21 protein-coding genes are annotated in these 18,960 nt (G+C 66.3%); 12 read left to right on the top strand and 9 right to left on the bottom strand.

All coding sequences use genetic code 11. The annotated features are described in order from the left end of the window. Together RT697_RS23485 and RT697_RS23480 are read right to left on the bottom strand one after the other, a co-directional pair. Positions 1-581, bottom strand: a 581-nt coding sequence (locus tag RT697_RS23485; RefSeq protein ID WP_313702120.1) for an FAD-dependent oxidoreductase, incomplete at its 3' end; no start/stop codon positions are given. A gap of 91 nt (positions 582-672) precedes the next feature. Next, entirely contained in the window at positions 673-1,464 is a 792-nt protein-coding gene (locus tag RT697_RS23480) for a DeoR/GlpR family DNA-binding transcription regulator (protein ID WP_313621836.1), read from the bottom strand. 222 nt (positions 1,465-1,686) lie between these two features. Here RT697_RS23480 and RT697_RS23475 point away from each other — a divergent pair, with 222 nt between their 5' ends. From RT697_RS23475 to RT697_RS23445, 7 genes are all read left to right on the top strand, one after another. Next, on the top strand, positions 1,687-2,772 hold the full coding sequence (locus tag RT697_RS23475; protein WP_313702119.1) for an ABC transporter ATP-binding protein: 1,086 nt from the start codon (positions 1,687-1,689) through the stop codon (positions 2,770-2,772). Next, positions 2,772-3,860, top strand: a complete 1,089-nt coding sequence (locus tag RT697_RS23470; protein ID WP_313702118.1) for an ABC transporter ATP-binding protein — start codon at positions 2,772-2,774, stop codon at positions 3,858-3,860. The genes RT697_RS23475 and RT697_RS23470 overlap by 1 nt, the downstream gene beginning before the upstream one ends. Then, the gene (locus tag RT697_RS23465; protein WP_313702117.1) at positions 3,857-4,747 is read left to right on the top strand and encodes a sugar ABC transporter permease; all 891 of its coding nucleotides are present in this window, start codon (positions 3,857-3,859) and stop codon (positions 4,745-4,747) included. The genes RT697_RS23470 and RT697_RS23465 overlap by 4 nt, the downstream gene beginning before the upstream one ends. Continuing rightward, positions 4,740-5,552 carry a carbohydrate ABC transporter permease gene (locus RT697_RS23460; protein ID WP_312436747.1) on the top strand — a complete coding sequence of 271 codons (813 nt, stop codon included), beginning with the start codon at positions 4,740-4,742 and terminating at the stop codon, positions 5,550-5,552. Before RT697_RS23465 ends, RT697_RS23460 begins: the two co-directional genes overlap by 8 nt. A 25-nt stretch (positions 5,553-5,577) precedes the next feature. Next, positions 5,578-5,886, top strand: a complete 309-nt coding sequence (locus RT697_RS23455; RefSeq protein WP_108005610.1) for a DUF2160 domain-containing protein — start codon at positions 5,578-5,580, stop codon at positions 5,884-5,886. Between the two features lie 119 nt (positions 5,887-6,005). After that, a complete protein-coding gene (locus RT697_RS23450; RefSeq protein ID WP_313702116.1) occupies positions 6,006-7,736 on the top strand; it encodes an ABC transporter substrate-binding protein in 1,731 nt (576 codons plus the stop codon). 151 nt (positions 7,737-7,887) lie between these two features. After that, on the top strand, positions 7,888-8,859 hold the full coding sequence (locus RT697_RS23445; RefSeq protein ID WP_313702115.1) for a dienelactone hydrolase family protein: 972 nt from the start codon (positions 7,888-7,890) through the stop codon (positions 8,857-8,859). A gap of 95 nt (positions 8,860-8,954) precedes the next feature. Here RT697_RS23445 and RT697_RS23440 read toward each other — a convergent pair whose 3' ends face one another. Together RT697_RS23440 and RT697_RS23435 are read right to left on the bottom strand one after the other, a co-directional pair. Next, a complete protein-coding gene (locus RT697_RS23440) occupies positions 8,955-10,010 on the bottom strand; it encodes a sensor domain-containing diguanylate cyclase (RefSeq protein ID WP_313702121.1) in 1,056 nt (351 codons plus the stop codon). A 113-nt stretch (positions 10,011-10,123) separates the two neighbouring features. Then, on the bottom strand, positions 10,124-11,020 hold the full coding sequence (locus RT697_RS23435) for an NAD(P)/FAD-dependent oxidoreductase (RefSeq protein WP_313702114.1): 897 nt from the start codon (positions 11,018-11,020) through the stop codon (positions 10,124-10,126). Between the two features lie 231 nt (positions 11,021-11,251). Here RT697_RS23435 and RT697_RS23430 point away from each other — a divergent pair, with 231 nt between their 5' ends. From RT697_RS23430 to RT697_RS23420, 3 genes are all read left to right on the top strand, one after another. Further along, entirely contained in the window at positions 11,252-12,073 is an 822-nt protein-coding gene (locus RT697_RS23430; protein ID WP_313702113.1) for an SDR family oxidoreductase, read from the top strand. Between the two features lie 7 nt (positions 12,074-12,080). Beyond that, positions 12,081-13,901, top strand: coding sequence for a glycoside hydrolase family 15 protein (locus RT697_RS23425; RefSeq protein WP_313702112.1), 1,821 nt, complete (start codon positions 12,081-12,083; stop codon positions 13,899-13,901). 160 nt (positions 13,902-14,061) lie between these two features. After that, positions 14,062-15,189: an acyl-CoA dehydrogenase family protein gene (locus RT697_RS23420; RefSeq protein WP_313702111.1), complete on the top strand. Its 1,128-nt coding sequence runs from the start codon at positions 14,062-14,064 to the stop codon at positions 15,187-15,189. Positions 15,190-15,244: 55 nt separating this feature from the next. Here the strand turns inward: RT697_RS23420 and RT697_RS23415 are convergent, their stop codons facing one another. Continuing rightward, the gene (locus tag RT697_RS23415; RefSeq protein ID WP_313702110.1) at positions 15,245-15,640 is read right to left on the bottom strand and encodes a DUF2784 domain-containing protein; all 396 of its coding nucleotides are present in this window, start codon (positions 15,638-15,640) and stop codon (positions 15,245-15,247) included. A gap of 163 nt (positions 15,641-15,803) precedes the next feature. Here RT697_RS23415 and RT697_RS23410 point away from each other — a divergent pair, with 163 nt between their 5' ends. Continuing rightward, on the top strand, positions 15,804-16,220 hold the full coding sequence (locus RT697_RS23410) for a nuclear transport factor 2 family protein (protein WP_313702109.1): 417 nt from the start codon (positions 15,804-15,806) through the stop codon (positions 16,218-16,220). A gap of 14 nt (positions 16,221-16,234) precedes the next feature. On the opposite strand, the gene RT697_RS23405 is transcribed toward RT697_RS23410, so the two are convergent. From RT697_RS23405 to RT697_RS23390, 4 genes are all read right to left on the bottom strand, one after another. After that, positions 16,235-16,810, bottom strand: a complete 576-nt coding sequence (locus RT697_RS23405; RefSeq protein WP_313702108.1) for a restriction endonuclease — start codon at positions 16,808-16,810, stop codon at positions 16,235-16,237. Between the two features lie 33 nt (positions 16,811-16,843). Further along, entirely contained in the window at positions 16,844-17,098 is a 255-nt protein-coding gene (locus RT697_RS23400) for an RNA-binding S4 domain-containing protein (protein WP_313702107.1), read from the bottom strand. A 23-nt stretch (positions 17,099-17,121) separates the two neighbouring features. Continuing rightward, on the bottom strand, positions 17,122-17,907 hold the full coding sequence (locus RT697_RS23395; RefSeq protein WP_313702106.1) for a DUF502 domain-containing protein: 786 nt from the start codon (positions 17,905-17,907) through the stop codon (positions 17,122-17,124). 159 nt (positions 17,908-18,066) lie between these two features. After that, complete coding sequence (locus tag RT697_RS23390; protein WP_175121736.1) at positions 18,067-18,534, bottom strand: winged helix-turn-helix transcriptional regulator; 468 nt, start codon at positions 18,532-18,534, stop codon at positions 18,067-18,069. 120 nt (positions 18,535-18,654) lie between these two features. Here RT697_RS23390 and RT697_RS23385 point away from each other — a divergent pair. Beyond that, positions 18,655-18,960: FAD-dependent oxidoreductase (locus RT697_RS23385; protein WP_409517479.1), on the top strand; the 306-nt coding region annotated here is incomplete at its 3' end.

Here is an 18,960-nt window from a genome sequence, read left to right as displayed (position 1 = left end):
CCGCCCAGGTCGAACAGCGTGCGCATCAGGCTCATGGCCAGGCGCGCGTCGTCGAACTGGCCGTCGTAATACAGCACGCCGCCTTTCAGGCTGCGCCCGCTGACGGTTTCGGCCAGGGTGGGGGCATTGGCCAGCGTTTCACGGCGCGACAGCCAGCGGCTGGGCGAAAGGTTCAACTTGCCGGCCAGCATGTCGTACATCTTCAGGCCGATGCCGTAGAAGGGCTGGTCCAGCATGGTGTAGGCCGGCACCACGAAGCCCAGCGGCCACACCAGATGCGGCGCGTTGCGGTTGAGCAGGCCGCGTTCGTGCAGCGCCTCGCGCACCAGGCTGACGTTGCCTTGCGCCAGGTAGCGCACACCGCCGTGCACCAGCTTGGTGGCCTTGCTGGACGTGCCCTTGGCAAAGTCGGCGCCTTCGATCAGCAGGGTCCGGTAGCCGCGCGCCGCGGCATCGACCGCCGTGCCCAGGCCGGTGGCGCCGCCGCCGATGACGATGACGTCCCAGGAGTGCGTGTTGTCCAGCGTGTTCAGAAGGCGGCTGCGGTCGGGCGGGGTGACGGAGGCGAGGGGTTGGTTCATGTTCTTTGGGGGCGGCGGGGCCGCGAGGTAAATGCGTCGATGTGCTTGGCGGCGGGGCTGGGCGGACGGTAAGGCCGCAGCGGCGCGCGCGTCAGGGTGTGGGTTTGGGGGCGTGCGGCGCGGCGGCGACGTCGCAGCGCACGCCGGCGTCCAGCAACACTTGCGCCAGTGGTTCCTGCGGATGCGCGTCGGTGAAGAAGCGGTCAATCTGCGAGATATGCGCCAGTTCCACCATGGCCTGGCGCTTGAACTTGCTGCTGTCGGCGGCCAGCCAGACCTCGCGCGACTGCTCGATGATCGTGCGGGCCACGCGCACTTCGCGGAAGTCGTAGTCGCGCAGGGTGCCGTCGGCCTCGATGCCGGAGATGCCGATCAGGCCGATGTCGACCTTGAACTGGCGGATGAAGTCCATCGTGGCTTCGCCGACGATGCCGCGGTCGCGCGAGCGCACCACGCCGCCGGCGACGATGACTTCGCAATCCGGGTTGTCGGACAGGATGTCGGCCACGTGCAGGTTGTTCGTGATGACGCGCAGCCCGCGATGGCGCAGCAGCGCGCGTGCGATGGCCTCGGTGGTGGTGCCGATGTTCAGGATCAGCGAACAGCCGTCCGGCACGGCGCGCGCCACGGCTTCGGCGATGCGTTGCTTGCCCGCGGCGTGCAGGCCCTGGCGCTTGCGGTACGCGATGTTCTCGATGGTGGACGCCTCGATGCGCACCCCGCCATGAAAGCGCGACAGCAGGCCGGCTTCGGAAAGGATGTTGACGTCCCGCCGCACGGTCTGCAGCGTGACGTCGAAGCGTTTGGCGAGCTCCTCAATCGAGGCCGAGCCCTGGGCCCGCACCATTTCGATCAGCGCGCTCTGTCGTGGATTCAGTGTCATGTTCGAATGATAAAACAACAAAAGCGAAAAATAATGACGCACCGCAAGATTGTTTTTTGTTCGCTTCTTCAGTAAAACGCACAAAAAACGAAAGCCATCTGAAAGAGTATGCTCATCGTGTTGTGTCCGCGCATAAAAAGCCCGGGCACGCAGGCTGGGACGCTGTGCCGAATACCGAAGTCCGTAGAAAACAGGGACGTATAAGTAGGTTGAGGAGACTAGATGCAGCTGACCTTGGACGGGATAGCTTTGCGGGCCGGCTCGCAGACGCACCTGTATCCCATGAGCCTGGCCCCGGTTCCGGGCGCCATGACCGTCCTGCTGGGGGCCACCCTGGCCGGCAAGACCTCGCTGATGCGCATCATGGCCGGACTGGACCGGCCTTCCGAAGGCCGCGTGCTGGCCGATGGCGTCGACGTCACCGGCGTGCCGGTCCGCCAGCGCAACGTGGCGATGGTCTACCAGCAGTTCATCAACTATCCGTCCATGTCGGTCTACGACAACATCGCCTCGCCGCTCAAGCTGCGCGGCGAGCGCGACACACCTGAAAAAGTCCACGCCATGGCGTCGCGGCTGCACATCGACCATCTGCTCGACCGCTATCCGTCCGAGCTGTCGGGCGGGCAGCAGCAGCGGGTGGCGCTGGCGCGGGCGCTGGCCAAGGACGCGCCGCTGATCCTGCTGGACGAGCCGCTGGTCAATCTGGACTACAAGCTGCGCGAGGAATTGCGCGACGAACTCTCGGAATTGTTCGCGCAGGGCCGTTCGACGGTGGTGTACGCCACCACCGAACCGGGCGAGGCGCTGTTGCTGGGCGGCCACACCGCCGTGCTCGACGCGGGCGAACTGCTGCAATACGGTCCCACGGCCGAGGTCTTTCACCGGCCCAACTCGATCCGGGTGGCGCGCGCCTTCAGCGACCCGCCCATGAATCTGTTCGCCGCCCGCCGGCACAACGGCGGTTTCGTGCTGCAGGGCGACGTGGCGGTGGATCGCGCGCTGCCGGCGGGCGCCGCCGCCGAGATCACGGCCGGCCTGCGCGCCGGCGCCCTGGATGTGGAATCGCGGCCCGGCCACGTCGAGCTCCCCGGCCGGGTCAAGCTGGCCGAGATCTCCGGGTCCGACACCTTTGTCCACGCCGAGACGGCAGCGGGCGACGTGGTCGCGCAACTGCCCGGCGTGCACCGCTACACGCTGGACGAGCACGTGCGGCTGTACTTCGACCCCGCGCAGACCTACGCGTTTGGCCCGGACGGCGCGCTGCTCGCGGCGCCCCGGCAGCCGGCGGGGGCGGGGGAGGTGGCCTGATGGCGCAGATCGAGCTGGACCTGTCCCATTCGTACGTCGCCCATCCCAAGTCCGACGACGACTACGCGCTGCTGCCGCTGCAGTTCACCTTCCGCGACGGCGGCGCCTACGCCTTGCTCGGGCCCTCCGGCTGCGGGAAGACCACGCTGCTCAATTGCGTGTCCGGCCTCTTGCGGCCGTCGCACGGGCGCATCCTGTTCGACGGGCGCGACGTCACCGACCAGACCCCGCAGGCGCGCAACATCGCGCAGGTGTTCCAGTTTCCGGTGGTGTACGACACCATGACGGTCGCCGACAACCTGGCGTTTCCGCTGCGCAACCGGGGCGTGCCGCCCGAGCGCATCCGTGAGCGCGTCGGCCGCATCGCCGAAATGCTGGAAATGTCCAACGTCCTGGACCGCCGGGCCAGCGGCCTGACGGCGGATGCCAAGCAGAAGATCTCGCTGGGCCGCGGACTGGTGCGCAGCGACGTGTCCGCAATTCTCTTTGACGAACCGCTTACGGTGATCGACCCGCAGCTCAAGTGGGAGCTGCGCCGCAAGCTCAAGGAGATCCATCACGAGTTCAAGCTGACGCTGATCTATGTGACCCACGACCAGACCGAGGCGCTGACCTTTGCCGACCAGGTCATGGTCATGGCGCGCGGCCGCGCCGTGCAGGTGGGCAGCGCGGATGATCTGTTCGAGCGGCCCGCGCATACCTTCGTGGGCCACTTCATCGGGTCGCCGGGCATGAACTTCCTGCCGGCCCAATGGCGCGATGGGGCGCTGATGGTGGGCCAGCACCGGCTGCAAGGCGTGCCGGCCGAGCTGGCCGCCAAACTGGAAGGCGCCGGTCCCGTCAAGCTGGGCGTGCGTCCCGAATACCTGCGGGTTGCCGAAGCCGGGACCGCCGGCGCCGTCCCGATGCGCGTGGAACGCGTGCAGGACGTGGGCACCTACACGTTGCTGGTCGCCGACTTTGAAGGCACGCCGGTGCGCGCGCGCCTGGGCAGCAACGTGGTCGCCGGCGGCAAGAACGCCACGGTGTGGCTGACCGTGCTCAATCCCCACACCTGCTTCTACCGCGACGAGGAGCTGATCCGATGAAACCCGCCGATCACCGGGCCTGGTTCCTGGTCATGCCGGTCGTGCTGTGCGTGGCGTTCTCGGCCATCCTGCCGTTGATGACCATCGTCAATTATTCGGTGCAGGACATCATCTCGCCCGAGCGCCGCGTGTTCGTCGGCACGGAATGGTTCGCCGCCGTGCTGCAGGACGATGAACTGCACGGCGCGCTGTTCAGGCAGATCGGGTTTTCGTTTGCGGTGCTGCTGATCCAGATCCCGCTGGGCATCCTGCTGGCGCTGTCGATGCCCGCCAGCGGCTGGCGCGCGTCGGCCGTGCTGGTCATCATCGCGTTGTCCCTGCTGATTCCGTGGAACGTCGTGGGCACCATCTGGCAGGTGTTCGGGCGCACCGACATCGGCCTGCTCGGCGCCACGCTGTCGTGGCTGGGCGTGGACTACAACTACACCGGCAACGACGTCGATGCCTGGGTCACCGTGCTGGTCATGGACGTGTGGCACTGGACGCCGCTGGTCGCGCTGCTGTGTTACGCGGGGCTGCGCGCCATTCCGGACGCCTACTACCAGGCCGCGCGGATCGACGGCGCTTCGCGCTTTGCCGTGTTCCGCTACATCCAGCTGCCCAAGATGCGCGGCGTGCTGATGATCGCGGTGCTGCTGCGGTTCATGGACAGCTTCATGATCTACACCGAGCCGTTCGTGCTGACCGGCGGCGGCCCCGGCAACGCCACCACCTTCCTGTCGCAGTACCTGACGCAAAAGGCGGTGGGGCAGTTCGACCTGGGGCCGGCCGCGGCGTTTTCGATCATCTACTTCCTGATCATCCTGCTGCTCTGCTTCATCCTCTACAACTGGATGCAGCGCGCGGGCACCACGGGCGGTTTCGACGAGGAGCGGGGCAATGCGTGAGAAATCCACCTGGTGGCGCGGCGCCTTCCTGACGCTGTACCTGGTGTTCGCCATCCTGCCGCTGTACTGGATGCTGAACATGTCGTTCAAGACGAACACCGAGATCGTCAGCACGCTGACCCTCTGGCCGCGCGACTTCACGTTCGAGCATTACCGCACCATTTTCACGGATCCGGCCTGGTATTCGGGCTACATCAATTCGCTGATCTACGTGGTCATCAACACGGTCGTCTCGCTGGCCGTGGCGCTGCCGGCCGCCTACGCGTTCTCGCGCTACCGGTTCATCGGCGACAAGCACGTGTTCTTCTGGCTGCTCACCAACCGCATGACGCCGCCGGCCGTGTTCCTCTTGCCGTTCTTCCAGCTCTACAGCTCGTTCGGCCTGATGGACACGCACCTCGCCGTGGCGCTGGCGCACCTGGTGTTCAACGTGCCGCTGGCGGTCTGGATCCTGGAAGGCTTCATGTCCGGCGTGCCGCGCGAGATCGACGAGACCGCCTATGTGGACGGCTATTCGTTTCCGCGTTTTTTCCTGACGATCTTCCTGCCGCTCATCAAGTCGGGCGTGGGCGTGGCGGCGTTCTTCTGCTTCATGTTCAGCTGGGTGGAGCTGCTGCTGGCGCGCACGCTGACGTCGGTGAACGCCAAGCCCATCGTCGCCACCATGACGCGGACGGTGTCGGCCTCGGGCATGGATTGGGGCGTGCTGGCGGCCGCGGGCGTGCTGACCATCGTGCCGGGCGGCATCGTCATCTGGTTCGTGCGGCACTACATCGCGAAGGGATTCGCGATGGGCCGCGTGTAGGCATCGGGAAAAGGAGGGCGCACCCATGTTCAGCTGGATGGTCTGGACCACCCCGGTCGCCGTGTTCTTCAGCTGCATCGTGCTGATGCTGGTGGGCATGACGATCTGGGAACTGAAGTCGCCCACGCAGGAGCGCAAGGGGTTTCTGCCCCTGCGCACCACGCGCGGCGACCGGCTGTTCATCGGCCTGATGGCCGCCGCGTGGCTGAACCTGGCGTTTCTGGGCTTCGGCCAGAAGGCGGCCGAGTGGTTTTCGCTGGATCAGCCGCCATCGGTGTGGATCAGCTTCGTGCTGTCCATGCTGCTGCTGGCGTTCATCATGAAGAAAGGGTGAGAGAAGGGCGTCAGACCCTTCGTTGGTTTCGGGCAGTCAGGTAAAGGACTATCGGCCAGCGTCTTCCCCGGCCAGCGGTCCGCAGCACGATAGGGGAAGACTTATCGAGGAGACAGGTCATGAAATTGCGCATGCACGCCATGGCGGCCGCTATCGCCCTGATCGGAACGTCAGGGGCTTGGGCCGGCGAGCCGGAGGCAAAGAAGTGGGTCGATTCGGAGTTCCAGCCTTCGTCGCTGTCCAAGGAACAGCAGATGGCCGAAATGAAATGGTTCATCGACGCCGCGGCCAAGCTCAAGGCCAAGGGCGTCAATGAAGTCAGCGTGGTGTCCGAAACCATCACCACGCACGAGTACGAGTCCAAGGTGCTGGCCAAGGCCTTTGCCGAAATCACCGGCATCAAGGTCAATCACGACCTCATCCAGGAAGGCGACGTCGTCGAGAAGCTGCAGACGTCCATGCAGTCCGGCAAGTCCATCTACGACGGCTGGATCTCCGATTCCGACCTGATCGGGACCCACTACCGCTACGGCGCCATCCTGCCGCTGTCCGACTACATGGCCGGGGCCGGCAAGGAATGGACCAATCCGGACCTGGACCTGAAGGACTTCATCGGCACCAAGTTCACCACCGCGCCCGACGGCAAGCTGTACCAGTTGCCGGACCAGCAGTTCGCCAACGTGTACTGGTTCCGCGCGGACTGGTTTGCGCGGCCGGACCTGAAGGAAAAATTCAAGGCCAAGTACGGCTATGACCTAGGCGTGCCCACCAACTGGTCGGCGTACGAAGACATCGCCACGTTCTTCTCCAACGACGTCAAGGAGATCGACGGCAAGCGCGTCTATGGCCACATGGACTACGGCAAGAAGGACCCGTCGCTCGGCTGGCGTTTCACCGATGCGTGGCTGTCGATGGCGGGCGCGGCCGACAAGGGCCTGCCCAACGGCATGCCGGTGGATGAGTGGGGCATCCGCGTGGCCGACGACAAGTGCACGCCGGTCGGCGCGTCGGTGTCGCGGGGCGGGGCGACGAACAGCCCGGCCGCCGTGTATGCGCTGACCAAGTACATCGACTGGATGAAGAAATTCGCGCCGCAGCAGGCCATGGGCATGACCTTCTCGGAAGCGGGACCCGTGCCGGCACAGGGCCAGATCGCGCAGCAGATCTTCTGGTACACGGCCTTCACCGCCGACATGACCAAGAAGGGGCTGCCGGTCGTGAACGACGACGGCACGCCGAAGTGGCGCATGGCCCCGTCGCCTTACGGCCCGTACTGGAAGGACGGCATGCAGAACGGCTACCAGGACGTGGGATCGTGGACCTTCTTCAAGTCCACCAACCCCGACAAGATGGCGGCCGCGTGGCTGTATGCGCAGTTCGTCACGTCCAAGTCGGTGTCGCTCAAGAAGTCCATTACCGGCCTGACCTTCATCCGGGACAGCGACATCAACAGCGAGTTCTTCACCAAGAACGCAGCCAACTACGGCGGCTTGATCGAGTTCTACCGCAGCCCGGCGCGCGTGGCGTGGACGCCCACCGGCACCAACGTGCCGGACTATCCGAAGCTGGCGCAGCTCTGGTGGAAGAACGTCGCCACCGCCGTCACGGGCGAAAAGACCCCGCAGGCCGCAATGGACAACCTGGCCAACGAGATGGATCAGGTGATGGCGCGGCTTGAACGGGCGGGCATGGCGCAGTGCGCGCCCAAGCTCAATCCCAAGAGCGATCCGAGCAAGTGGCTGTCGGACCAGCACGCGCCGTGGAAGAAGCTGGCCAATGAAAAGCCCAAGGGAGAGACGATTCCCTATGAGCAGCTGCTGTCGGTGTGGAAGGCGGGGAAGGTGCGGTAAGCGGTTCCGTCCGGTCAGCGCATGAACGCCACAGGCTGCCTGTGGCGTTTTTTTTGGCTTGCATGCCCGGGCGATCGGGATGGGCGAGCGTGTCACAATCTCGCCAGCCGCGCGGCGCGCGTCCCATGAATCCTTCTGCATTCCGTCCTGCATGCCCAACGCCAAGCTTGTCCTATCTCTGGCCTCCGTCGTCCTGGCGCTCTCGGCCACTGCTGCGCATGCCGCCGGCTTCCAGCGCCTGAACCTGCCGATGGACCAGAACGGCCCCGGTCTGCAAGGCGCGGTCTGGACGCCTTGCGCCGAATCGGCGGGCGAAATCAAGGTGGGCCGCGTCGCCATTCAAGGGGTGCAGGGCTGCAAGCTGCCGGAAGGCCGCTATCCGCTCATCGTCATGTCGCACGGCTCGGCGGGCTCGTATCTCAGTCACCACGACACCGCGGCCGCGCTGGCCGATGCCGGCTTCGTGGTGGCGGCGATCAACCACGTGGGCGACAACGCGCAGGACAAGTCGCGGCAGGGATATCTGTCGATCTTTTCCACCCGGCCGCGCGAAATGCGCCGGCTGATCGACTACATGACCGGCGTGTGGCCGGACAAGGCAAGGGTCGATCCCGACAGGATTGGCTTCTTCGGATTTTCGCGCGGCGGGTATACGGGCCTGGTGCTGGCCGGCGGGGCGCCGGACCTGGCGGCGGGGCTGGCGATCTGCGAGGACCAGCCGTCGTTGCCGATGTGCCGCGATATTGCAGCCGGGAGGGTGCCGCAGCAGCCCTATCCGGCGGACGCGCGCATCAAGGCGGTGGTCATTGCCGATCCGCTCAACGTGTTTCCCGGCGATGCGCTAAAGCGTGTGACGCTGCCCGTCCAGTTGTGGGCGTCGGAGCGGGGCGGCGATGGGGTCAGCCCGGCCAGCGTCGAGGCGGTGCGGCAGGGTTTGGGCGCCGCGCCGGATTTCCAGGTGGCGGCCGGCGCGGGACATTACGCGTTTCTGGCGCCGTGCTCGGCTGAACAGGCCAAGGCGCTGCCCGGCATCTGCCGCGATGAGATGGGCTTTGACCGCACCGCATTCCATCAGGACCTGAACGCCCGCGTGAGGGCGTTTTTCAAGGCGCGGCTGCAATAGCCGCGCTGGCGCTTTAACGAATGATTGCGCGTCGGCGCATCGAAGGCAGATGCGTCGCGCGGCCGATCATCGAATGACGCGCGTCGCTTGGCGCATCAATGAATGACGCGCGCCGCCCGGCGCGCGTACTTGATTTCATACATGCGGGCATCGGCCAGCCGGACGGCGGCCTCCGCGTCCAGGCCGGCCGGGTCCACCGCCACCACGCCCGCGCTGGCCCCTTCATACGCAACGGTGGTGTCGCCCAGCTTGTATCGCCCCATCGTGGCGGCCAGGATGCGCTCTTCCATCGCACGCGCCGCCTCTTCGGCCTCGGCCTGCGGCGTCACGCCGCCCGCGTCCGAACGCTTGGCGGCCAGCGCGGGCCCGGGTCCGATAAGCACGAATTCGTCGCCGCCCACGCGTCCCACCATGTCCGATCCCCGCAGCGCCGCCGCGATGCGCCGCGACGTTTCCTGCAGGAAGGTATCGCCCGCCTGGTGGCCGTACGTATCGTTGATGCTCTTGAATCCATCCAGGTCGATGACGCCGACCAGCACGGTGGCCTCTTCGCGCACGGCGCGCGCCAGCAGGCGGTCCAGCGCCTCGAACAGCGCGCGGCGGTTGGGCAGGCCCGTCAGCGTGTCAGTCAGCGCATACGACATGAGCCTGACGTTGGCGGCATGCAGCTGCTCGACCAGCATCTCGCGCTCGATAAAGCTGGCGATCACGCTCGAAAAAAGTTTCAGCACCGCTTCGGCCTGCGGGTTGATGTCGTGCCGCCGGGCGCTGGCCGCGCATAGGGTGCCGTACAGGACGCCGTCATCGGCACGCACGGGCGCACTGACGTAGGTCTGTATGCCAAGCTGCCGTGCCGCGTCCGAGTCCGGCCAGCACTGCGTCACATCGCTCGTGCACATGCGGCCTTCGTCCAGTGCGCGCTTGCACAGCGTGTCATCCCAGGGCACGGACAGGCCTTCCGGAATCTGCAGTTGCCCGACGTTGCGTGCGTAACGGATGTGCTGCAGATCGGCCTTCAGGTCGATCGAGGTCAGATAGGTCGATTCAAGTCCGGTGACGGCGCCCAGCATGTCCAGCAGCGGGCGCGTCAGTTGCTCGACGGACTTGGCCGCGGGCAGGGTGGTAGAAAGTTCGGCGAGGATGGGATCCAGCACGGCTGCTCCTGGATGCATGGTCGGATGAACATGCGGCCCGTGCTCCATGCCGGAGACCGGGCCGCCAATCTCGCCATTATGCACGGGCTCGGGTCCAGGCTGAAGACCGCTTATTCCATGACCAGGGACCGATGCGCGCACACGCCTGCCATAACGCCCGATGCGCTGGCCAGTGTGGCATTGGACATCGGCGTGGACGCATCTCCCGCCGCATACACGCCGGGCACCGTGGTCTGCTTGAGTTCGTCCACGCGGATGACGGGGCCCAGCGGCGCTTCGTCGAACGCGCATCCCAGCTGTTCGGCAAGCGGGCTGGCCATGTGCGCGCGGCTGGCGACGAACAGTGCCCGCAGCGCCACTTCGCGGCCATCGGCCAGCGCGACACCGTGCAGGGCGGGCGCGTCTCCCAGCAAGGCCACGACGGGCGCGCGTTCGATGCGGACACCGCGCGCGGCGAGATGCTGCGCTTCCTCTGCCGAAGGTTCGAACTGCCCCTGCGTGAAATACGTGGTCGGGCCCCAGTCGGGCAGCATCATCGCCTGATGGGCAGACATCGGATGCGCGGCCAGCACGCCCAGCGGATTGCCTGCGACTTCATAGCCATGGCAATACGGGCAGTGCAGCACGGTCTGGCCCCAGCGTTCCTGCAGGCCGGCCAACGGCGGCAACTCGTCGCGCATGCCCGTGGCCAGGATCAGGCGTGCGCCGCGCACCTGCCGTCCGCCGGCCATGACGACGCCGAACCCGCCGTCCTGCGGTTGGGCCTGGACCGCCTCGCCGTCCAGGAATTCAACGCTGGGATAGCGGGCGAGCTGCGCGCGCGCCGCGGCCACGATCTCGTGCGGCGGCACGCCGTCCTGGCCCAGGAACCCGTGCGCGTGCGCGGCATAGCGGTTGCGGGGCAGGGCCGCATCGATCAGCAGGATCTGCCGGCGCGCGCGGGCCAGCTGCATGGCGGCGGACAGGCCGGCAAAGCTGCCGCCGATGATGATGACGTCGTATTGCATTAAGGCATCCTCTCGAAGGGAGTTTCGATACTTGATAAGTTGCATGATAAGAGCGTTGCCGGCTTTTATGCAACTTATGTTGTTGCGTTACGCCGCGATAAACAGCGGAATGCCGCTTGCTGGCTCCGGCCGCGACCGCTGCCGGGTTGCGCCGGCCCTGCGGGCGGGACTACCCTGAAAACCTCTACACCGGCGGCCGCCCCAGATGCGCCGGCCGCCAAGGAGACTGGCATGCAGCTCACGACTGACCTGAACGGCCGCGTGGCCGTGGTGACAGGCGCGTCATCAGGCATCGGACGCGCCACGGCGATCGGCCTGGCGCAAGCGGGCGCGCGGGTGGTGGTGAACCACCGGGCGGGCGGCGACTCCCAGGCCCGCGGCGCGGCGGTGGTGGAATCGATCCAGCGCAGCGGCGGCACGGCGGTGGCGGCCGCCGCCGACATCAGCCGCGAATCCGATGTCGACCATCTGTTCGAGCAGGCCGTGCAGCACTTCGGCCGGGTGGACATCCTGGTCAACAACGCTGGCGTCGAGCACCCGTCGCCCATCGCCGACATGACCCTTGCCGATTGGCAGCGGGTGATCGACGTGAACCTGACCGGCCACTTCCTGTGCGCACGTGCCGCGGCCCGGGCCTTCAAATCGCAACCCCCGGACCCGGCTCGCCAGAACCGCTCCGTGGGCAACATCCTCTTCATCAGCTCGGTGCACGAAGTGATCCCCTGGGCGTTCCAGGTGAATTACGCCGCGTCCAAGGGCGGCATTTCGCTGCTGATGAAATCGCTGGCGCAGGAGCTGGCGCCCGGCCGCATCCGCGTCAATTCCATCGCGCCCGGCGCCATCCGCACCGCGATCAATCAGCCGGCGTGGGACACGCCGCAGGCGCTGGCCAAGCTGCTGGAGCTCATCCCCTATGGCCGGATCGGCGAGCCCGAGGACATCGCGCAGGCGGCCGTATGGCTGGCAAGCGATGCGTCCGACTACGTCACCGGCACCACGCTCTTCGTGGACGGCGGCATGACGCTGTACCCCGAATTCCGCGGCGCGGGCTGAGGCCGGCATGTCAAAACCCCTGGAAGACTACGGACTCATCGGCAACATGTTGTCCGCTGCGCTGGTGGCGCGCGACGGATCGATCGACTGGCTGTGCCTGCCGCATTTCGATTCGCCCGCGTGCTTTGCCGCCTTGCTGGGCGACCAGCAACACGGGCGCTGGCTGATCGCGCCGCACGGCAAGGTCAAGTCGACGTCCCGCCGCTACGTGCCCGACACGGCGGTGCTGGAGACCCGCTTCGAGACCCGCACGGGATCGGTGCTGGTGTACGACTTCATGCCGCTCAGCGATGACGACGAGCGTGTGGACGTGGTGCGCATCGTGCGGGGCGAATCTGGCCACGTGCAGATGGACATGGAGCTCATCCTGCGCTTCAACTACGGCCAGAGCGTGCCGTGGGTGCGGCGGCGCGATTACGGGCTGAACGCCATCGCGGGGCCGGACGCGGTCGAGCTGCACACGCCCATCGAGCTCGAAGGCCACGACATGAAGACCACGGCGCGCTTTTCGCTGCATCCGGGCCGCGTCGTGCCGTTCACGCTGTCCTATCACCGCTCGCACCGCACGCCGCGGTTCGTGCCGGATCGGGTCGAAAGCATGGACCGCACCGTGTCGTGGTGGCAGGAATGGGCCAAGCGCTGTCATTGGGACGGACCCGGAGACGGACGCCGCGACGCGGTGGTGCGCTCGCTGATCACGCTGAAACTGCTGACGTTTCAGCCGACGGGCGGGATCATCGCGGCGCCGACGACGTCGCTGCCCGAAGCGCTGGGCGGCAGCCGCAATTGGGACTACCGCCATTGCTGGTTGCGGGACTCGGCGCTGACGCTATACGCCTTGCTCAATGCCGGCTATCGCGAAGAGGCCGAGGCGTGGCGCCAATGGCTGCTGCGCGCGGTGGCCGGTCACCCCGATCAGTTGCAGATCATGTATGGCATCGCCGGCGATCGCTGGCTGCCCGAGCTGGAGATTCCGTGGCTGCCTGGTTACGAAGGCAGCCAGCCGGTGCGCCGGGGCAATGGCGCGGCGGGGCAGAGCCAGCTCGACATCTATGGCGAACTCATCGATACGCTCTATGCCGCCCGCGTCGCGGACCTGGCGCCGCTGGCCGAGGCCTGGCGTTTGCAGAACGTGCTGCTCAAGCCGCTGGAGCAGCGCTGGCGCGAACTGGACCACGGCATCTGGGAGGTCCGGGGCGAACGGCGCGCCTTCACGCATTCGCGGGTGATGTGCTGGGTGGCGTTCGACCGGGCGGTCAAGGCCTGCGAGCGCTGGGGCCTGAAGGGGCCGGTCGATGCCTGGCGCCGGCTGCGCGAACGCATCCACAAGGACATCTGCGAGCACGGCTACGACCGCACCCGCGGCTGCTTCGTGCAGAGCTACGGATCGCCGGCGCTGGACGCGAGCCTGCTGCTGATTCCGCAGGTCGGCTTTCTGCCGGCCAGCGATCCGCGCGTGGCGGGCACCGTACACGCGATCGAGCGTGAACTCATGCACGGCGGCTTGCTGCGCCGCTATTCGGTCGAGGACACCGATGACGGGCTGGAGGGCGAGGAGGGCGTCTTTTTGGCCTGCAGTTTCTGGCTGGCGGACGCTTACGTGATGCAGGGCCGGCTGGGCGACGCGGAGCGGCTTTTCGACCGCCTGCTGGCTCTGCGCAACGACCTGGGGCTGCTGTCGGAAGAGTACGACGTCGTGCGGGGCCGGCTGGTGGGCAATTTCCCGCAGGGCTTCTCGCATATCGGGTTGGTCAACACGGCCTACAACCTGAGCCGCGCCATGGGACCGGCGCAGCAGCGCGCCGAGCAGGACGCGCCGCGGACTTAAGAGGGCGCGCCGCGGGTGTGGCGGACCGCGCCCCGGTCACGGGCAGCGCCGGTGTATTCTCGCAATCACACGGCGCCGCCCGCCCGGCGCCGGTCATGCACACCACATAAAACGCGCGCCGCGGTCCGCCCGCCGGCCCGCGGCATCAGGAGAGACAAGCATGCTTTTGACCGACGAACAGCAAAGCGTCCAGGAGATGGCGCGCCGGTTTGCGCAGGAACGCCTGGCGCCCAACGCCGAACGCTGGGATCGAGAACACCACTATCCCGCCGACGCCATCGCCGAGATGGCGCAACTGGGCTTTTTCGGCATGCTGGTGCCGGAAGCCTGGGACGGCAACGACAGCGGTTATATCTCGTACGCGGTGGCGCTGGAAGAAATCGCAGCGGGCAGCGGCGCCTGCTCCACCATCATGAGCGTCCACAATTCGGTAGGCTGCATGCCCATCCTGAAGTTCGGCAACGACGACCAGAAGTCGCAGTTCCTGCGGCCGCTGGCGCGCGGCGAGCATATCGGCGCGTTCGCGCTGACCGAGCCGCAGGCCGGCTCCGACGCCAGCAGCCTGCATACCCGCGCGCGGCGCGACGGCGACGACTACATCCTCAATGGCGCCAAGCAGTTCATCACGTCCGGGCGCAACGGGCAGACGGTCATCGTATTCGCGGTCACCGACCCCGACGCGGGCAAGCGCGGCATCTCCGCGTTCATCGTCCCCACCGATACGCCGGGCTACAAGGTGCTGCGGGTGGAAGACAAGCTCGGCCAGCATGCGTCCGACACCTGCCAGATTGCGTTTGAGGACATGCGCATCCCGGCCGCTTGGCGGCTGGGCGAAGAAGGCGAGGGCTACAAGATCGCCCTGTCCAATCTGGAAGGCGGCCGCATCGGCATTGCGTCCCAGTCGGTGGGCATGGCGCGGGCGGCCTTCGAATGCGCGCGCGATTACGCGCGCGATCGCCACGCCTTCGGCAAACCCATCATCGACCATCAGGCCGTGTCGTTCCGGCTGGCCGACATGGCAACGCAGATCCACGCCGCCCGTCAGATGGTGCTGCACGCCGCGGCCTTGCGCGAAGCCGGCCGGCCGGCGCTGACCGAGGCGTCCATGGCCAAGCTGTTTGCGTCCGAGATGGCCGAAAAGGTCTGCTCCGCGGCGATCCAGACGCTGGGCGGCTACGGCTACCTGAAGGATTTCCCGGTCGAGCGCATTTATCGCGATGTGCGCGTCTGCCAGATTTACGAGGGCACAAGCGACATCCAGCGCCTGGTGATCGCGCGCAACCTGTAGCGGTGCGGGGCAGGGGTGGGGTGGCTCGCGTTGTTCAGGGGCGGCTTGGTATGGGCTACCGCTTTTGGACCGCTGCCGCCGCGCGGCGCACGCCGGCGCGGCGGCGCGCCCACACGGTGTAGACGACAAGGTTGCCCACGATCAGCAGCGCGGCCAGCAGCATCTGCGTCGCCCGCGTGATGCCTTCGGGGTAGATGATGCCCAGCACGTAGTGTTCGATGAAGCCGCCCGCGTAGCCTTCCTGCCCCGCGCGTTCGCGCAGCGACACTTCCAGCGGCGTCAGCGGACAGATCCAGCCCATCCCGATCACCAACGCGCCCCATGCCAGCGCCGGCAGATGCCAGAAGGCCACGCGCGGCTTCCACAGGGTCAGCAGGCCGCCAAACACGACGAAGGCGACAAACAGGCCGTGTAAGACCAGCACGAGGTCGGCAAGGATTCGATAGGTCATCTGTGGAATTCGTCAATGGCGAGGTGGCCGCAAGCCGGCGGGAGGTGCATTAAAGCGCATGTCCCCACGCGGCGTGCGCGGCATTGGCAACAAGGCAAGACGGCTGATGACCGAATAGAATGCGGGCGTGTTTTCATCCCAAGATACTCCCGGAACCCTCGCCATGCACGCTTCGATCACCGCCGCAATCCAGGACGCCGAGGAACGGCTGCGCCAGGCCATGCTGTCCTCGGACATTGCCGCGCTGGAAGCGCTGCTGGACCCGGACCTGCTCTTCGTCAATCACATGGGCTGGACGGTCACGCGCGAAGATGACCTGGACGCGCACCGCGGCGGATTGCTGAAGATCCACGCGCTGGACCTGTCTGAGCAGTGCATCGTGCCGCGCGCGGATTGCGCGGTGGTCTCGGTGCTGGCCCGCATCGCCGGCAGCTACAACGGCGTGCCGGCCAACGGCACGTTCCGCTTCATGCGAACCTGGGCGCCCGCCGCGGTGCCGGATCCGGCGTCGGGTTCGGCGTCGGGTTCAGCGTCCGTCATGTGGCGCGTCATCGCGGCCAGTTCGGTGATGGTGGTCTGAAAGCGCAGCGGCGTTCAGACTTTCAGGTCGCGCAGCAGCTTGCTCAGCTCCGGGGCGGTCATCAGCGAGACGCCCTGCGCCTTGGCGTACTGCAAGGCGTTGTCGGACACGTCGCCCAGCGCGATATAGATGGCTTCGCGGGCGCCGCGCTTTTCGCGCACGGCCTGCAATTCGCGCAGCGGTTCCACGCCGTTTCTGGCAGCCTTCCAACGCTTGGCGCTGACGATGGCCACATGGCCGTCCTTGCTCAGCGCGAAATCGGCGCCGGGCGTCTGCAGGCGCTCGACCTCACAGCCGTCGCGCCGGAAACCTGCTTCGACGGTCTTTGAAAAGTCTGCCCAGGACATGGCGGCAACGGTTTCGGTCACCGCCTGCACGCGGGCGCCGGACGGCGCGCGCAGCTGCTTGTAGGCGGCCATGATCGAAATCACGGCAAACGGCACCGCGGCAAAGATACCCATCGCGGCATACTCCAGCGGCAGCGCGGCAAAGCCGCCGGCGCTGAGCAGCACGGCCACGCCGGCGCTCATCCACCACGGCGAGCGCAGCAGCACGGCAAAGATGGAGTTCTGGGACATCTTGAATTTCATGGCGGCTCGCGGCGTGTCGGGATATGCAGGAAATCAGGCGTTGTCGCCGTCGTCGTTGTCGCCGGCAAAGGCGCGCACCACGATGCGCACGTCGCCGCAGGTCACGATCTGGCCATCGCGGATCTTGGCCGTCTTGCGGGTTTCGACCACGCCGCCGACGCTGACCTGGCCGTCGGCCACCAGCATCTTGCCCGCGCCGCCGCTGTCCACGACGCCGGTGGCCTTCAGCAGTTGGTTGATTTCAATGTAGGGGCTGCCTTCGGCAAGCGTGAATTCGATGATGGACATGATGCGGTGTCGGTGATGCGGGGTCAGGCGGGGCCGTTGCCGGGCGGGCGCGGGGTTGCCGGGTTGGCAGGGTTCCCGGCGGCGGCGGGCTGGTCTGCGGACGGTGCTGCGGACTGGCCGGCGGACTGGGCCGCGGGTTGGCTGACGGGCTGGGTCGCAGGCTGGGCCACGGGTTTATCCGCGGCAGTCTCCGGGCTGGCAGTGGGCATGGGGCGGATGCCGCCGGTTTCGGCCCGCGCCATCCAGGCGATCAGCGACGAGCGCATGGCTTCCTCGACCGACATCTGGATGGGCTGCACCCATTCCTGCGGCACGAACACGGTATAGCCGCCGATCATGTAGCCCATCGGCAGGTAGACCGCGACGCGATCGCCCTGGGTGAATCCCTCGGGCAGGCCATCGGTGCCGCGTCGCGTCACCAGGCCCACCAGCTCAAGCTGCTGGCCCGGGATGCGCAGGACAACGACCTGCTGGGCCGTGTTCTTGGAGCTGGGCGAAAAATAATCCGCAAAGCTCTTGAGCGACGAATAGATGCTCTTGACCACCGGCAGGTTGGTGAAGGGCATTTCGACCAGCGTCAGGAAGCGCTGCACGCGCTGCTTGGACACCAGGTAGCCGATGGCCAGAATGCCCAGAATTCCCAGCGCCAGACCCATGCCGGGCACATAGAAGCCGCCGATGAAGGGGCGCAGGAACGTGAGCGCCACGCCTTCCGTCCAGGCCAGAAAGAGATAAAGCAGGTAGATCGTCAGCGCCAGCGGCAGGACGGTGATCAGGCCGCGGAAGAAATATTTATAAAGACGGGTCATGGGCAAGAGCAAAAATAGGGTCGGACGATCATGCAGGATCGCCGGGGAGGGCCGCAGCATAGCAGCCGCCGCAGGATTTTCCGGTAACAAGGCGGGCGCGCCCGTGGCCGGGCGCCCCGAGCCGGGCGGGCGTACCCCTTCTTTTAGTGTGAACTGGCGCTAGCGGTCCACCGGCAGGAAGAGCGTCTCCTTGATCTCCTCCATCACGATGTAGCTGTGAGACTCGGCAGACGCGGGCAGCCGCTTGAGGATTTCGCCCAGAAGACGGCGGTACTCATTCATTTCAGACAGGCGCGCCTTGACCAGGTAGTCGAATTCGCCCGACACCAGGTGGCATTCCATCACCTCGGGGACATACAGCAGTTCCTGCTTGACCTTGTCAAAGACGTCGCCCGACTTGGCCGACAGCTTGATCTCCAGGAAGACCAGCAAGTTCTTGCCGAGCGCCGCCGGATTGACGCGCGCATGGTAACCCGTGATGACGCCTTCGCGCTCCATGCGCTTGACGCGATCGGAGCAGGGGGTGGCCGACAGGCTTACGCGTTCGGCCAATTCGGTGACTGAAATGCGGCCTTCGCGCTGCAGGATATCGAGGATTTTGAGGTCAATTCGGTCGAGGTCGCGCATTTCACTACTGCCAGATGAAAAACAAGGTGGGCCCGAGAAAAACCACTGGTAAAGCAAAAACTTCAGTGTTTTTCACTGCCGATGGGGTCATAGACTACCGAAATTCCCAGACAAATCCAAATACCGGAAAGAATCATGCATGTGATCGTCCTCGGCAGCGGCGTCATCGGCACCACCACCGCTTACTACCTGGCCCGGCAGGGCGCCAAAGTGACCGTGCTGGACCGCCAGCCCGCCGCGGCGCAGGAGACCAGCTACGCCAATGCCGGCCAGGTGTCGCCGGGCTATTCCACGCCCTGGGCCGCGCCCGGCATTCCGCTCAAGGCGATCAAATGGCTTTTCAAAAAGCACGCGCCCTTGGCGATCCGCCTGGACGGCAGCCTGTTCCAGCTCAAATGGATGGCCGCCATGCTGGCCAACTGCTCG

The organism is Achromobacter sp. (assembly GCF_032113835.1).
Classification (GTDB): Bacteria; Pseudomonadota; Gammaproteobacteria; order Burkholderiales; family Burkholderiaceae_B; genus Achromobacter.
This window is presented reverse-complemented; position numbering and strand designations above follow the sequence as displayed.

Excerpts from the sequence above, each read along its gene's own strand:
- RT697_RS23480 (WP_313621836.1), bottom strand. The coding sequence starts at position 1,464 with ATGACACTGAATCCACGACAGAGCGCGCTGATCGAAATGGTGCGGGCC.
- RT697_RS23475 (WP_313702119.1), top strand. The coding sequence starts at position 1,687 with ATGCAGCTGACCTTGGACGGGATAGCTTTGCGGGCCGGCTCGCAGACG.
- RT697_RS23470 (WP_313702118.1), top strand. The coding sequence starts at position 2,772 with ATGGCGCAGATCGAGCTGGACCTGTCCCATTCGTACGTCGCCCATCCC.
- RT697_RS23465 (WP_313702117.1), top strand. The coding sequence starts at position 3,857 with ATGAAACCCGCCGATCACCGGGCCTGGTTCCTGGTCATGCCGGTCGTG.
- RT697_RS23460 (WP_312436747.1), top strand. The coding sequence starts at position 4,740 with ATGCGTGAGAAATCCACCTGGTGGCGCGGCGCCTTCCTGACGCTGTAC.
- RT697_RS23455 (WP_108005610.1), top strand. The coding sequence starts at position 5,578 with ATGTTCAGCTGGATGGTCTGGACCACCCCGGTCGCCGTGTTCTTCAGC.
- RT697_RS23450 (WP_313702116.1), top strand. The coding sequence starts at position 6,006 with ATGAAATTGCGCATGCACGCCATGGCGGCCGCTATCGCCCTGATCGGA.
- RT697_RS23445 (WP_313702115.1), top strand. The coding sequence starts at position 7,888 with ATGCCCAACGCCAAGCTTGTCCTATCTCTGGCCTCCGTCGTCCTGGCG.
- RT697_RS23435 (WP_313702114.1), bottom strand. The coding sequence starts at position 11,020 with ATGCAATACGACGTCATCATCATCGGCGGCAGCTTTGCCGGCCTGTCC.
- RT697_RS23430 (WP_313702113.1), top strand. The coding sequence starts at position 11,252 with ATGCAGCTCACGACTGACCTGAACGGCCGCGTGGCCGTGGTGACAGGC.
- RT697_RS23425 (WP_313702112.1), top strand. The coding sequence starts at position 12,081 with ATGTCAAAACCCCTGGAAGACTACGGACTCATCGGCAACATGTTGTCC.
- RT697_RS23420 (WP_313702111.1), top strand. The coding sequence starts at position 14,062 with ATGCTTTTGACCGACGAACAGCAAAGCGTCCAGGAGATGGCGCGCCGG.
- RT697_RS23415 (WP_313702110.1), bottom strand. The coding sequence starts at position 15,640 with ATGACCTATCGAATCCTTGCCGACCTCGTGCTGGTCTTACACGGCCTG.
- RT697_RS23410 (WP_313702109.1), top strand. The coding sequence starts at position 15,804 with ATGCACGCTTCGATCACCGCCGCAATCCAGGACGCCGAGGAACGGCTG.
- RT697_RS23405 (WP_313702108.1), bottom strand. The coding sequence starts at position 16,810 with ATGAAATTCAAGATGTCCCAGAACTCCATCTTTGCCGTGCTGCTGCGC.
- RT697_RS23400 (WP_313702107.1), bottom strand. The coding sequence starts at position 17,098 with ATGTCCATCATCGAATTCACGCTTGCCGAAGGCAGCCCCTACATTGAA.
- RT697_RS23395 (WP_313702106.1), bottom strand. The coding sequence starts at position 17,907 with ATGACCCGTCTTTATAAATATTTCTTCCGCGGCCTGATCACCGTCCTG.
- RT697_RS23390 (WP_175121736.1), bottom strand. The coding sequence starts at position 18,534 with ATGCGCGACCTCGACCGAATTGACCTCAAAATCCTCGATATCCTGCAG.